Source organism: Myxococcus dinghuensis (assembly GCF_024198235.1).
Lineage (GTDB): Bacteria > Myxococcota > Myxococcia > Myxococcales > Myxococcaceae > Myxococcus > Myxococcus dinghuensis.
The window spans coordinates 394,032-407,127 of sequence record NZ_JAKCFB010000004.1 but is presented as its reverse complement, the minus strand read 5'-3'; the positions used below and the strand labels follow the sequence as shown (position 1 = coordinate 407,127).

At 72.2% G+C, this 13,096-nt stretch carries 12 protein-coding genes; all 12 read left to right on the top strand.

Annotated features, from left to right (window positions below; all coding sequences use genetic code 11):
* Positions 1 to 63 precede the first annotated feature (63 nt).
* The 12 genes from LZ198_RS08635 to LZ198_RS08580 all read left to right on the top strand — a co-directional run bounded on the left by LZ198_RS08635 (position 64) and on the right by LZ198_RS08580 (position 13,038).
* Positions 64 to 879, top strand: coding sequence for a YfiM family protein (locus LZ198_RS08635; protein ID WP_253971410.1), 816 nt, complete (start codon positions 64 to 66; stop codon positions 877 to 879).
* Positions 880 to 1,130: 251 nt separating this feature from the next.
* A complete protein-coding gene (locus tag LZ198_RS08630; protein ID WP_253971409.1) occupies positions 1,131 to 2,237 on the top strand; it encodes a cytochrome-c peroxidase in 1,107 nt (368 codons plus the stop codon).
* Between the two features lie 41 nt (positions 2,238 to 2,278).
* On the top strand, positions 2,279 to 2,677 hold the full coding sequence (locus LZ198_RS08625) for a hypothetical protein (protein ID WP_253971408.1): 399 nt from the start codon (positions 2,279 to 2,281) through the stop codon (positions 2,675 to 2,677).
* 242 nt (positions 2,678 to 2,919) lie between these two features.
* Positions 2,920 to 3,762 (top strand): c-type cytochrome, encoded by an 843-nt coding sequence (locus LZ198_RS08620; protein ID WP_253971407.1) that lies wholly within the window; start codon positions 2,920 to 2,922, stop codon positions 3,760 to 3,762.
* A complete protein-coding gene (locus LZ198_RS08615) occupies positions 3,759 to 4,403 on the top strand; it encodes a respiratory nitrate reductase subunit gamma (protein ID WP_253971406.1) in 645 nt (214 codons plus the stop codon). Before LZ198_RS08620 ends, LZ198_RS08615 begins: the two co-directional genes overlap by 4 nt.
* Complete coding sequence (locus tag LZ198_RS08610) at positions 4,400 to 5,032, top strand: cytochrome c3 family protein (protein WP_253971405.1); 633 nt, start codon at positions 4,400 to 4,402, stop codon at positions 5,030 to 5,032. The genes LZ198_RS08615 and LZ198_RS08610 overlap by 4 nt, the downstream gene beginning before the upstream one ends.
* A 13-nt stretch (positions 5,033 to 5,045) precedes the next feature.
* On the top strand, positions 5,046 to 8,030 hold the full coding sequence (locus tag LZ198_RS08605) for a TAT-variant-translocated molybdopterin oxidoreductase (protein WP_253971404.1): 2,985 nt from the start codon (positions 5,046 to 5,048) through the stop codon (positions 8,028 to 8,030).
* Positions 8,027 to 9,505 carry an NrfD/PsrC family molybdoenzyme membrane anchor subunit gene (gene nrfD / locus LZ198_RS08600; protein WP_253971403.1) on the top strand — a complete coding sequence of 493 codons (1,479 nt, stop codon included), beginning with the start codon at positions 8,027 to 8,029 and terminating at the stop codon, positions 9,503 to 9,505. The genes LZ198_RS08605 and nrfD overlap by 4 nt, the downstream gene beginning before the upstream one ends.
* Positions 9,502 to 10,023, top strand: a complete 522-nt coding sequence (locus LZ198_RS08595) for a DUF3341 domain-containing protein (RefSeq protein ID WP_253971402.1) — start codon at positions 9,502 to 9,504, stop codon at positions 10,021 to 10,023. The genes nrfD and LZ198_RS08595 overlap by 4 nt, the downstream gene beginning before the upstream one ends.
* The gene (locus LZ198_RS08590) at positions 10,020 to 10,589 is read left to right on the top strand and encodes a c-type cytochrome (RefSeq protein ID WP_253971401.1); all 570 of its coding nucleotides are present in this window, start codon (positions 10,020 to 10,022) and stop codon (positions 10,587 to 10,589) included. Before LZ198_RS08595 ends, LZ198_RS08590 begins: the two co-directional genes overlap by 4 nt.
* Positions 10,586 to 11,782, top strand: coding sequence for a hypothetical protein (locus LZ198_RS08585; RefSeq protein WP_253971400.1), 1,197 nt, complete (start codon positions 10,586 to 10,588; stop codon positions 11,780 to 11,782). The genes LZ198_RS08590 and LZ198_RS08585 overlap by 4 nt, the downstream gene beginning before the upstream one ends.
* Before the next feature lie 146 nt (positions 11,783 to 11,928).
* Complete coding sequence (locus LZ198_RS08580; RefSeq protein WP_253971399.1) at positions 11,929 to 13,038, top strand: oxidoreductase; 1,110 nt, start codon at positions 11,929 to 11,931, stop codon at positions 13,036 to 13,038.
* Positions 13,039 to 13,096: the final 58 nt, after the last annotated feature.

The window sequence follows — 13,096 nt, the reverse complement described above, 5'->3', positions numbered from 1 at the left end:
CCGGGTCGGCTCGTGCCGTGTCACATCACCTGGACCGACCGTGGGGTGCTACATGTCTGGGGCATGCGACCGCTCCCAGTGCTCGCCTCATCGCTCGCCCTCCTCCTCGCGCCGCGCGCGCACGCCGCGTCGGGAGACGACTGGTTCGGACCCGACAAGCCCAAGCACTTCGCCGCGTGCTTCACGCTCGCCGGCGTGGGCTACGCGGGAGGCGCGTTGCTGCTCGAACCCCACGAGGCCCGCTACTGGACGAGCGCCGGTCTGGCGATGGGGGTCGGCGTGGGCAAGGAGCTCTACGACCTGGGCCGCGGCACGCGCTTCTCGCTCAAGGACCTGGCCTGGGACGCCGTGGGCACGGCCACGGGGCTCACCGTGTCCTTCCTCGTGGACCGGCTCATCTTCGGTCCACCTCCGCCGCGCTCCACGTCGTTGGCGCTACGTCGCGACGTCGCGCTCGTCGGAGGTGGCGGCGTCCCCGGCTGGGAGCTCCCGCGCTCGCGCCTCGATGAGGCGCAGCAGCTTCTCGCGGTCCATCAGCGGATCCACGGTGAGCAGCGCGCCACCGAGCCCCACCTCGCCGCCGTGGACGAGGACGGTGACCTCGCCGCGAGGGCACTGCCGCAGACAGCCGGTGGGCATGACGTGGACGCGGTCGGTCAGGCCTCGCTCGGCGAGCGCGCCCTGCAGCCAGCGCGGCAACTCGAGCCCTCCGGCCCGCAGCCCGCGCCGCGTCAGGCACTTGCGGCACACGAGGACCTCGACGTCCTCCCACGCCTCCTCCGCGTCACCACCTCGTTCATCCCGCATCCGGCCTCCTCGTCTCCTGGCGCCTCCATCGCGAGCGATGCCCCGCTGCGCGCGCGCCGCGGAAGCCCCTGACGAAGCAGCCCGGGGCTCCCCGTGCTCGCACCCTGGGGAAACAGTCCGGGACATGAAGGCGAATCCCCGCGTCGCCCGCCCGCGCGCGAGGCCTGTCCGCCCGCACGCCGGGGAGGCGACGGTCCGTTGCAGGACCCGGGGCGGGACTGATGGACGTGGAAAGCCCGAGCGGGGTGCGACACAAAGACGCGGGCCGCCCCCTCCCCGCGTGCTGGTAGCTTGTCGCGCGGACCTGGCCCGTGGAGTCCGTCATGTCGTCGCGAAAGCGCTTCCTCGCCCTGCTCACGCTGTCCTCCCTGGGGACCGGCGCGCTCGTCGCGTGCGAGAAGCGCCCGGAGCCGCCCGCGCCGGTCGCGCCCGTGGAGCCCGCGCGCCGCGCGCCTCCGCCGCTGACCCACGAGCAGCTCACGCATTTCTTTCGCCCGCTGCCTCCGCGCAAGGACGCGAAGCCCGCGCCCCAGGACACCGAGGCGCAGGTGGCGCTGGGGCGCATGCTCTTCTTCGAGGCGCGCCTGTCGAAGAACCACGACGTGTCCTGCAACAGTTGCCACGGCCTGGGCACCTACGGCGTGGACAACAAGGCGCTGTCGGACGGGCACCGGGGGCAGAAGGGCACGCGCAACTCGCCCACCGTGTACAACGCCGCGGGCCACATCGCGCAGTTCTGGGACGGGCGCGCGGACACGTTGGAGGCGCAGGCCTCCGGCCCCATCCTGAACCCGGTGGAGATGGCCATGCCGGACGAGAAGCGCGTGGTGGCCACGCTCTCCTCCATGCCGGATTACGTCTCCCGCTTCCGCGCCGCCTTCCCCGGCGACAAGCGCCCGGTGACGCTCGCCAACGCCGCGCGCGCCATCGCCTCCTTCGAGCGGGGCCTGGTCACGCCGTCCCGCTTCGACCGCTTCCTCGAAGGTGACGCCGCCGCGCTCACCGCGCAGGAGCAGCGCGGCCTCCAGCTCTTCACCGTCACCGGGTGCACCACCTGCCACAACGGCCCCGCGGTGGGCGGGCTGTCCTTCCAGAAGCTGGGCCTGCTGGAGGACTATCCGGGCCTGACGGACGCGGGCCGCTTCGACGCGACGAAGAACGAGGACGACCGGGGCAAGTTCCGCGTGCCCACCCTGCGCAACGTGCGCAAGACGGGGCCGTACCTGCACGACGGCAGCGTCCAGGACCTGCCCACCATGGTGCGGCTGATGGCGAAGCACCAGCTTGCGCGCACGCTGACGGACGCGGAGGTGGACGACCTGGTCGCCTTCCTCGACAGCCTCACCGGCGAGTTGCCGCCCCCCGAGCGCATCGCCGCGCCCCCGCTGCCGCCCAGCACCCGGACGACCCCCAAGCCGGACCCGTCTTGAAACGTGCGTCGGGCCCCGCGCGTTGCTAAACCGCGAGGCCCATGGACCGAATGTTCTTCTACGCCCACTCCGGGCTCCGCTACCTCGTGCTGCTCGCGGGCGTGCTGGCCATCGCGTACTTCGCCTTCGGGCTCGCGACGAAGCGCCCCTTCGACAAGGGAGGGCGCATCCTCGGCGCCGCTTTCGCGGGCACGCTCCACCTGCAAGTCCTGCTCGGCATCCTCGTGCTGGTGACGCGCTTCTACTATCCGGCGCTCATCGGCCACATCGTGATGATGGTGCTGGCGGCCGGCACGGCCCAGGCGACCAGCTCCATCAACCGCCGCAAGCCGCAGCCGGGCTACGCGCTGCCGCTGGTGGGCGCGGTGCTCGCCATCCTCTTCATCGTCGGCGGCATCATGGCCATCAGCCGCGGCGTCTTCACCACCACCGCGATGTGATCGCCGCCGCGCGCGGGCCGGGCACGTCCCCGGCCCCGCGGCGTGCCCCCGCTCCAGCCCGGTGTCGTCAGGCAAACGGTGCGTTCCCGCACCGTCCCCGGCGCAAAGGCTGCGCTCCCTTCTCGTGAATTCCGGTGCTCCAGGCGGATTCCGCCCGGAGAACACCCTGGCCCCCGCGTTGCAAATCGTCCGCGTGCGCTGGGCAATGAGCCCGGCCTCCCCGCGAGGAGGGGCACGCAGCGATGCGGACACGAGTTCCAGAGGAGCGGACGCGCCAGGCGCGAAGGCTCGTCCCCATCATCCCGATGCTCGCGCTGTTGTCGGCGCCGGAGGCACTGGCGCAGGCGACGAAGCAGGGCGCGGGACTCTTCACCCAGCGCTGCGCCACCTGTCACTCGGTGGGTGAGGGCGACCGCGTGGGCCCGGACCTCCACGGCGTGCTGGAGCGGCGCGACGAGGCCTGGGTCACCCGCTTCATCAAGAGCCCCTCCGCGGTCATCGACGCCGGGGACCCGGTGGCCAACGCGCTGCTCACCAGGTTCAACGGCGTGCGGATGCCGGACCAGGCGCTGACGGACGAGGAGCGCGCGAGCCTGTTCGCGTACTTCCGCGACTGCACCGCGAAGGGCCCGGGGGGCTGCAAGCCCTCGCCCGCGGAGAAGATGGGCACGGACGCGACCGCGGAGGACGTCGCCCGGGGCCGCAAGTTGTTCGAGGGCTCCGAGCCGCTGACCCACGGCGGCGCCGCCTGCATCGGCTGCCACGACGTGCGCGGCCTGGGCGTGGCGGGCGGTGGCACGCTGGGCCCGAACCTCACGTTCGCCTTCGCGCGCATGGGCGAGAAGGGCATGCGCCCGGCGCTGGCGAAGCTGGACGGCCCGATGATGGGCGCGCTCTACGCGCAGGCCCCCCTCACCGAGGAAGAGCAATACGCCCTCAAGGCGTACCTGGCGGATGTCTCGCGCGATGGCAGCCGCCCGCGCGCGGACCGCGACTTCGTCTACCTGGGCGTCGTCGGGCTGCTCGCGGCCCTGGGCTTCATCGGAATCGCCTTCACCGCGCCGTCCCAGCGAGGACTCTCGTGAGCGACTCCCTCCTGTTCACCCTCGTCCCCTACGCCGCCGCGGGCATCGCCGCCGCGGGCCTCGTGCACCGGTTCGTCACCCGCGCGCCCCCGCCGACGAAGGCGCGGGCCTCCCAGGACTGGACGCCCGCGGGGCGCGCGGTGCTCGGCGGCACGGCCATCGTCGCGCTCAACCACCTGCTCGGGCTGGCGGCGCCCCGCGCGATGCAGCTCTTCAACGGCTCGCCCTCGCGCCTGTTCGCGCTGGAGTCGCTGAGCCTCGTCGGCGCGCTGCTGCTCGGCTGGGGCCTGGCCAGCCTGACGCTGCGCCGGGCGCGGGAAGGGCAGTGGGGCTCGGCCACGGCGCTGGGGCTGGTGTTCGCGCAGGTGCTCTCCGGGGTGTACGTCGCGGTGACGCTGCGCTGGGGCTCCGCCTGGTACGTGCACGTCGCCGTGCCCTATCTGCGCTCGCTCATGGCCTTCCAGCCGGAGGCGACGCTGATGCTGCGCTCGCCGCTCGCGTTCCAGCTACACGTCCTGGGTGGCTTCGCGCTGCTGGCGGTGGCGCCCTTCTTCCGCACCCGTCCCGTCGCGGCGGTGGTGCAGCCCCGGGAGTCGGTGGAGCCCGGCATGCTCGCCACGCCCCGGGAGGAGACACCATGAGTCGCTCGTCCTTCGGCCCCGTTCCCCTCACCGGCGCGGCGGGGGCGCTGCTCGCCCTGGCGATGGGGGGCTGCAACGGCCCGGTGAACAACCAGCAGGGCCACATGCCCGCGCAGCCCGTGGCCTTCTCGCACGCGGTCCACGCGGGCCAGTACGAACTGGACTGCCAGTACTGCCACGTCGGCGCGGAGAAGAGCCGCCACGCCGGGGTGCCCTCCACCAGCGTGTGCATGAACTGCCACACGCAGGTGAAGAAGGACTCGCCCGAAATCCAGAAGGTGGTCGCGGCGGTGGCGGCGAACCAGCCCATCGAGTGGACCCGCGTCCACCGCCTGCCGGACCACGCGTACTTCAACCACGCCAGCCACGTCACCGCGGGGCTCGCCTGCCAGACGTGCCACGGCGCGGTGCAGGAGATGGTGCGCGTCGAACAGGTGGAGCCCATGACGATGGGCTGGTGCCTGGACTGTCACCGCAAGACGGTGGCGGAGCCGTCGTCCGCGCCGCCGTCGTCCGCGCCCCGTCCCGGGGAGCTGCTGGCCCTGACGTCCGGGGCGCCGCTGCCCGAGCCCTCGAAGCTTCCCCGCCCCCTGCGCCCGCCCACGGACTGCTCGGGCTGCCACCGCTGAGGACCTCGTCGTCATGTCCGACACCCTTCCCAAGTACTGGCAGAGCCTGGCCCAGCGGGCGACCGACGTAAGCTTGCTCGAGCGCGAGCGCGACGAGTTCCCGGAGGAGCTGCCGGTGGGCGTGGCCGCCACGCCCCCGAGCGAGAGCAGCCGCCGCGACTTCTTCAAGATGATGGGCCTGAGCGCCGCGGCGGCCATGGTGGCCTGCCAGCGCGCCCCGGTGCAGAAGCTGGTCCCCTACGTCGCCCGGCCGGACGAGGTCACCCCGGGCCTCGCGCTCTGGTACGCGTCCACCTGCGAGGGCTGCCCCGCGCGCTGTGGCCTGCTGCTCAAGACGCGCGACGGTCGCCCCATCAAGGTCGAGGGCAACGACGAGCACCCCGTCTCGCGCGGCGGCGTGTGCGCGGTGGGGCAGGCCTCCGTCCTCTCGCTCTACGACGCCAGCCGCGCCCGCTTCCCGTCGCGCGCGTGCCAGCGCACGGCGTGGGCGGACCTGGACGCGGAGGTGAAGGCCGGGCTGCGCAAGGCCGCCGACGCGGGCAAGGCCATCCGGCTGGTGCTGCCCTGGGTGATGGGGCCCACCGCCGAGGCCGCCGTGAAGCGCTTCGTGGCCGCGTACCCCACCGCCCGCACGGTGCGCTACGAGCCCCTGGGCGAGTGGGCCGCGCTGGGGGATGCCCACCGCGTCACGCACGGCGTGAGGGCGGTGCCCGACTTCCGCTTCGACCAGGCGAAGGTCATCGCCAGCTTCGGCGCGGACTTCCTGGGCACGTGGGTGTCCCCGGTGGCCTTCACCCGGCAGTACGCCGAGGCCCGCGACGCCGCGGGACGCCGACAGATGGCGCGCCACTTCCAGGTCGAGTCGCTGATGTCGCTCACCGGCGCGTCGGCGGACCGGCGCTTCGTGGTGGCGCCGTCGGACGTGACGCTGGCGCTGGCGGACCTGGTGAAGCGACTGGCCGCGAAGGCCGGCCGCGTCGTGCCGGGCCTGGACGCGCTGCCCGCGCCCCGCCTCGAGGAGGCCGCGCGCGACGAGCTGGTCGACGCGCTGTGGTCGAACCGGGGCCAGTCCCTGGTGGTGGCCGGCGGCGACGACGTGGCCACGCAGGTGCTGGCGGCCACCGCCAACGCGCTGCTCGGAAACGAGGGCCATGCGGTGCGCACGCTGGACGGCGTCCGGCTGGACGAGGAGGCCCTCTCCTACGGCGAGCTGCTCTCCGAGCTGGGCGCGGGGCAGGTGGGCGCGGTGGTGTTCCTCGGCGTCAACCCGGCGCACGCGGACCCCCGGGGCGGGGAGCTGGAGGCGCTGCTGAAGAACGTGGCGCTCACCGTCACGACCAACGACCGGCTCGACGAGACGGCGATGCTCGCCCGACTGCACGCGCCGGCCTCCACGCCGCTGGAGTCCTGGGGCGACGCGGAGCCCCGGCGCGGCGTGCTGTCCCTGCGCCAACCCGCGGTGGCGCCGCTGTACGAGACGCGCGACATCGTCGACTCGCTCCTGACGTGGGCGGGCGTGGGCCAGACGCACCACGACTTCCTGCGCGCGCGCTGGGAGCAGGAGGTCTTCCCGCTGGCCACGGCCGCGGGCGGCGACTTCGTGGCCTTCTGGGACGACGCCGTGCGCCGGGGCGTGGTGACGCTGCCGGCGACACCCGCGCCCGCCGCGGAGGCGCGCGTGGAGGGGCTGGGCAGGGTGCTGGCCTCCGTGGCGCGGCCGTCCGTGGACTGGGAGCTGGTGCTCTATCCCACGGTGGCCCTGCGCGACGGCGCGCACGCCAACAACGCGTGGCTCCAGGAGGTGCCGGACCCCGTCACCAAGGGGACGTGGGGCAACATGGCCTGCATCGCGCCCTCGCGCGCGAAGGAGCTGGGCCTGAAGGACGGCGACGTCGCCCTCGTCCGCGTGGGGGGCCGGGCGCTGTCGCTGCCGGTGTTGGTGCAGGCGGGCACGCACCCGAACGCGCTGGGCATCGCGGTGGGCTATGGCCGGACGCGGGCCGGCCGCATCGGTGACGGCGTCGGCGGCAACGGCTTCACGCTGGCCTCGGTGACGGACGGCCGCGCGCGGCGGCAGGTGGCCGGCGCGACCCTGGTGGCCACCGGTGAGCGCCAGAAGCTCCCGCTCACCCAGACGCACTCGCGCCTGGAGGGCCGCCCCCACGTGCGCGAGGCGGAGCTGGCCGCGTTCCTGGCCAACCCGCGCGCGGGCAACGAGGAGGCCGGGGGCCACAGCGGCGGCAAGGACGGACACACGCCCTCGCTCTGGTCCGGCCACGAGTACAACGGGCACCGCTGGGCGCTGGCGGTGGACCTGAGCGCGTGCACGGGCTGCTCGGCGTGCGTGGTGTCGTGCCAGGCGGAGAACAACATCCCCAGCGTGGGGCGCGACGAGGTGCTGCGCCAGCGCGAGATGCACTGGATGCGCATCGACCGGTACTACCAGGGGGACGAGGCCAACCCCCAGGCCGTGTTCCAGCCGATGATGTGCCAGCACTGCGAGAACGCGCCGTGCGAGACGGTGTGCCCCGTGCTCGCCACGGTGCACTCCAGCGAGGGCCTCAACCAGCAGGTCTACAACCGCTGCGTGGGCACGCGCTACTGCGCGAACAACTGCCCCACGAAGGTCCGCCGCTTCAACTGGTTCGACTACCCGCACGACGAGCCGGTGGAGCGCATGGTGCTCAACCCGGACGTCGTGGTGCGCAGCCGCGGGGTGATGGAGAAGTGCTCGCTGTGCGTGCAGCGCATCCAGGAAGGCAAGGCGGCGGCGAACCGCGAGGGCCGGCTGCTGCGCGACGGTGACATCCAGACGGCGTGCCAGCAGAGCTGCCCGGCGAAGGCCATCCACTTCGGAGACCTCAACGACCCCGACAGCCGGATGGCGAAGCTGGCCAAGGACGGGCGGGCGTTCCGGCTCCTGGAGGAGCTGAACATCGGGCCGTCCATCACCTACCTCACGAAGATCCGGAACACCGGGTCGGGAAGCGGAACATGAGCCAACAGCATCTGTCCCCGCTGCGTGTCCCGCTGGTCAGCGAGGCGCGCACCCTGGGCCAGCTCACCGAGGAGATCTGCGCCCCCATGGAGCGCCCGCCCACGTGGAAGTGGTGGGCGGCGTTCGCCATCGCCGTGTCGATTCTCGGCACCGGCGCCGGCATCGTCGCGTACCAGGTGGGCACGGGCATCGGCGTGTGGGGTCTGAACAAGACCATCGGCTGGGCCTTCGACATCACCAACTTCGTGTTCTGGGTGGGCATCGGCCACGCGGGCACGCTCATCTCCGCCATCCTCTTCCTGTTCCGGCAGAAGTGGCGCACGAGCATCAACCGCGCGGCGGAGGCGATGACGCTGTTCGCCGTCATGTGCGCGGCGCTCTTCCCGGTCATCCACATGGGGCGGCCCTGGCTGGCCTTCTGGGTGCTGCCGTACCCGAACACGCGCGGCAGCCTGTGGGTCAACTTCCGCTCGCCGCTCTTGTGGGACGTGTTCGCCATCTCCACGTACTTCACCGTGTCCGCGGTGTTCTGGTACGTGGGCCTCATCCCCGACCTGGCCACGGTGCGCGACCGCGTGAAGTCCGGCGTGCGCAAGGCCGTCTTCAAGGTCCTGTCGCTGGGGTGGACGGGCTCCAACCGCACGTGGAGCCGCTACGAGACGGTGTACATGCTGCTGGCGGGCCTGGCGACGCCGCTGGTGCTCAGCGTGCACACCATCGTCTCCATGGACTTCGCCACGTCGGTCATCCCCGGCTGGCACACCACCATCTTCCCGCCGTACTTCGTGGCGGGCGCGGTGTTCAGCGGCTTCGCCATGGTGCTGACGCTGATGATCATCACCCGCGTGGTGCTGGGCTACGAGCACCTCATCACGCTGCGCCACCTGGAGAACATGACGAAGGTCATCATCGTCACCGGGGGCATCGTCTCGCTGGCGTACGCGACGGAGTTCTTCATCGCCTGGTACTCGGGCAACCCGTACGAGCGCTTCACCTTCATGAACCGCGCGTTCGGCCCCTATGCCTGGGCGTACTGGATCATGGTGACGTGCAACGTGGTGTCGCCGCACCTGTTCTGGTTCAAGAAGATCCGCACCTCGCCCGCGGCCATCTTCGTCCTGTCGCTGGTCATCAACGTGGGCATGTGGTTCGAGCGCTTCGTCATCATCGTGACGAGCCTGCACCGCGACTTCCTGCCCAGCAGTTGGTCCATGTACACGCCGACCGCGGTGGAGGTGGGGACCTTCATCGGCACCTTCGGCCTGTTCTTCACCCTGTTCCTGCTGTTCGTCCGGGTGCTGCCCATCATCTCCATCGGCGAGGTGAAGAGCGTGCTCGGCTTCGCCCGGCCCGAGCACGAGCAGGCCCCCGCGCACCATCCCCCCGCGCGTCCCGCGCCGGTGGCCGAGGAGGCGCCCGTGTCGCTGGGCACGCCGCCGCTGGCCATCGCCACCCGGAAGGACGTCCCCGTATGAGCACCCCCGTCCTCATTGGCTACTTCGAGAGCGAGGCGCAGGTCCTCGACGCCACGCGCGCGGTGCGCGACTCCGGCCACGTGCTCCAGGACGTGTACACGCCGTACGCGGTCCACGGCCTGGACGAGGCGATGGGCCTGAAGCCCAGCCGGCTCACCTGGGTGTGCTTCGGCGCGGGCGCGCTGGGCTGCACGCTGGCGCTGTCGCTCCAGCTCTACACCAGCGTGGTGAGCTGGCCGCTCAACGTGGGCGGCAAGCCGTTCAACTCGTTCCCCGCCTTCATCCCGGTGTCCTTCGAGCTGACGGTGCTGTTCGCGGCGCTCATCACGGTGGGGTCCTTCCTCGTCCGGGCGAAGCTGTTCCCCGGCAACCGGAAGCAGGCGCTGCCCCGGGTGACGGACGACCGGTTCGCCATCGCGCTGTCGCCGCGCCAGACGCCCGAGGCGCTGGAGGAGGCGGAGCAGTTGTTGCGCCGGCATGGCGCGGTCGCGCTGGACCTGAAGGAGGTGTCGTCGTGAGGCGCGCGTTCGCGGGCGTGGTGGTGGTGGGGCTCGCCCTGGCGGGCTGCGAGCAGGACGAGACGAAGCCCAACTACGAGTACGCGCCGGACATGGTGTCGTCCGTGCCGTACGACAGCTTCTCGCCCAACCCCAACACGCCGGACGGCAAGACGCTGCTCGTCCCGGCGAAGGGGACGGTGCCCCGGGGCTTCCAGCCGCTGCACCTGGCCGCCGGGCCCGAGGAGGCGGAGCGGGCCGGGGCGCAGTTGAAGAACCCCTATCCGGCCTCGCCGGAGGTGGTGGCGCGGGGGCGGACGGCCTTCCAGCGCTACTGCTCGCCCTGCCACGGGTCGGAGGGGCTGGGCGACGGCACGGTGACGGCGCGCTTCCCGGTGCCGCCCTCGCTCGTGGCCGAGCACGCCAGGGGCCTGCCGGACGGGCGCATCTTCCACATCATCACCCATGGGCAGGGCCTGATGCCGGCCCATGGTTCGCAGGTGGCGCCGGAGGACCGCTGGAAGGTCGTCCACTACCTCCGGACACTGCAGGACCCCGCGCGCACGGCGCGAAAGGACACGCCATGAGCAGCCCCACACACGACGTCGCCACCGGAGGCGAGGGCGGCTTCGCCGTCTCGCCGGTGGTCCACCGCGCCGCGCAGGTGGCGGCGGGCGCGGGCCTGGGCCTGTTGGTGCTGGGGCTGGTGCAGGCCCCGGAGCGGACGCTGTCGAGCCTGCTCACCAGCGGCTTCTACTTCCTGTGCCTGGGCCTGGGCGGCGCGGTGTTCCTGGCGCTCAACGCCGTGGCCAACGCGGGCTGGTTCACCGTCTTCAAGCGCATCCCGGAGGCGTTCGCGTCCTACGTGCCCTGGGGCGCGGTGACGATGCTGGCGCTCTTGCCCTTCGCGACGAGGCTGTGGCCGTGGGCGCGCCCGGGTGTCATGGAGACCGACCACCTGCTGCACCAGAAGGCGGGCTTCCTCAACGTGCCCTTCTTCGCCCTCCGCATGGGGGTGATGCTGGCCCTGTGGGTGGGCTTCACGTGGCTGTTGCGGCGCATCTCCGTCCAGCAGGACACGGAGCGGACGGAGGCGCTGACGAAGCGCCACGTGAAGGTGTCCGCCGTGTTCCTGGTGCTCTTCGCGCTGACGTTCTGCCTGGCGGCCTTCGACTGGCTCATGTCGCTGGAGCCACACTGGTTCAGCACCATCTACGCGCTCTACAACTTCGCGGGCCTGCTCAGCTCCAGCGTGTGCGCCATCACCGTGGCGGCCATCCTGCTCCACCGCGCGGGCGCGCTGCCCCAGCTCAACAGCAGCCACCTGCACGACCTGGGCAAGCTGATGTTCGCCTTCGCCACGCTGTGGGCCTACCTCTGGTTCTCGCAGTTCCTGCTCATCTGGTACGCGAACATCCCGGAGGAGACGGTCTACTTCATCGCGCGGATGCACGGCGGCTGGACGGTGCCGTTCTACGTGAACATCGCGCTGAACTGGGCGCTGCCCTTCCTGCTGCTCCTGCCGCGCCCGGCCAAGAAGAACCCGACGCACCTGTTGCGCGTCGCGGCGGTGCTGCTGGTGGGGCGGTGGCTGGACCTCCAGTTGATGGTCGCCCCGGCGCACCAGCCGGAGGGGCTGGTGCTGGGCGTGTACGAACTGGCGGCCTTCGTGGGTGTGGGGGCGCTGTTCCTCCTGGCCGTGACGCGCGCGGTGCGCACCACGCGCATGTTGCCGGTGGGAGACCCGTACCTGGTGGAGAGCCTCCACCACCACACCTGAACGCTGGGGGGGAGCAAAGTCCGCGAGTCGCGGACCCCCTGGGGCCGGATGCTCCTCGCGGAGCGAGAGCCCTTGCGACGCGCGGCGGCGACGCCATCCGTTTTCCTCGGCGGATGGCGTTGCTTTTTTCCGGGGGAGGGGAAGCGATGTCGTGCTCCAATCCGGGGCCCATGACCATCCAGGCTCCGCTGAGGGTCGCGCTGTTGGGTTATGGCTTCGCGGGGAAGTCCTTCCACGCGCCGCTGCTGCGCACGGTGGATGGGCTGTCCCTGCGCGTCGTCGCCTCCAGTCGGGCCCATGACGTCCGGGCGGACCTCCCCGACGCGCGCGTGGTGTCCTCCGCGCTGGAGGCGGCCACGCACCCGGACGTGGACCTGGTCGTCGTGGCGACGCCGAACGACAGCCACGTGGCGCTCGCCCAGGCGGCGTTGCGTGCGGGCAAGCACGTGGTGGTGGACAAGCCCTTCACGGTGACGGTCGCGGAGGCGCGCGCGCTGGCGGCGCTGGCCCGCGAGGAGGGGCGGGTGTTGTCCGTGTTCCACAACCGCCGGTGGGACAGCGACTTCCTCGCGCTGCGCGCGCTGCTCACGGACGGGGCCCTGGGCCGCGTGACGCACGCGGAGCTGCGCTTCGACCGCTTCCGTCCGGAGGTACGGGCGCGCTGGCGCGAGCAGGCGGTGCCGGGCGCGGGCGTCTGGTACGACCTGGGGCCGCACCTGGTGGACCAGGCGCTCCAGCTCTTCGGGCTCCCGGAGCGCGTGGTGGGGATGCTGGCGACGCACCGGGACGGCGCCCAGGTCGACGACTGGTGCCACGTCACGTTGGTGTATCCCCGGCGCCACGTCGTCCTCCAGGCCTCCATGCTGATGGCCGGGGGACTGCCGCGGTTCGCGGTGCACGGCACGCGCGGCTCCTGGCTGAAGCACGGCATGGACTCGCAGGCGGACCGGCTCATCGCGGGCGAGCTGCCGGGGGGCGCCAACTGGGGGCGGGACGCGCTGCCGGGGCGGCTGTTCGCCGGGGGCTCGGGCACGTCCCTGGAGACGGTGGCGCCGCCGGGCGACTACCGCCGGTACTACGCGGGCGTGCGTGACGCGGTGTGGGGGCTGGGGCCCAACCCGGTGACGCCCGCGCAGGCCGTGGCGGTGCAGGCGGTGCTGGAGGCCGCCGTCCAGTCCGCGGAGAAGGGCAGCGAGCAGCCGCTGTGGCTCACGCCGGACGAGTGCGCCGCGTTCGAGGCGGATGTGCGCGCCTGAGCGCCGCCGCCGCCGGAACCGTCCATTTGTGACGTGAGCGCGGCTGCTTGCCTGGCGG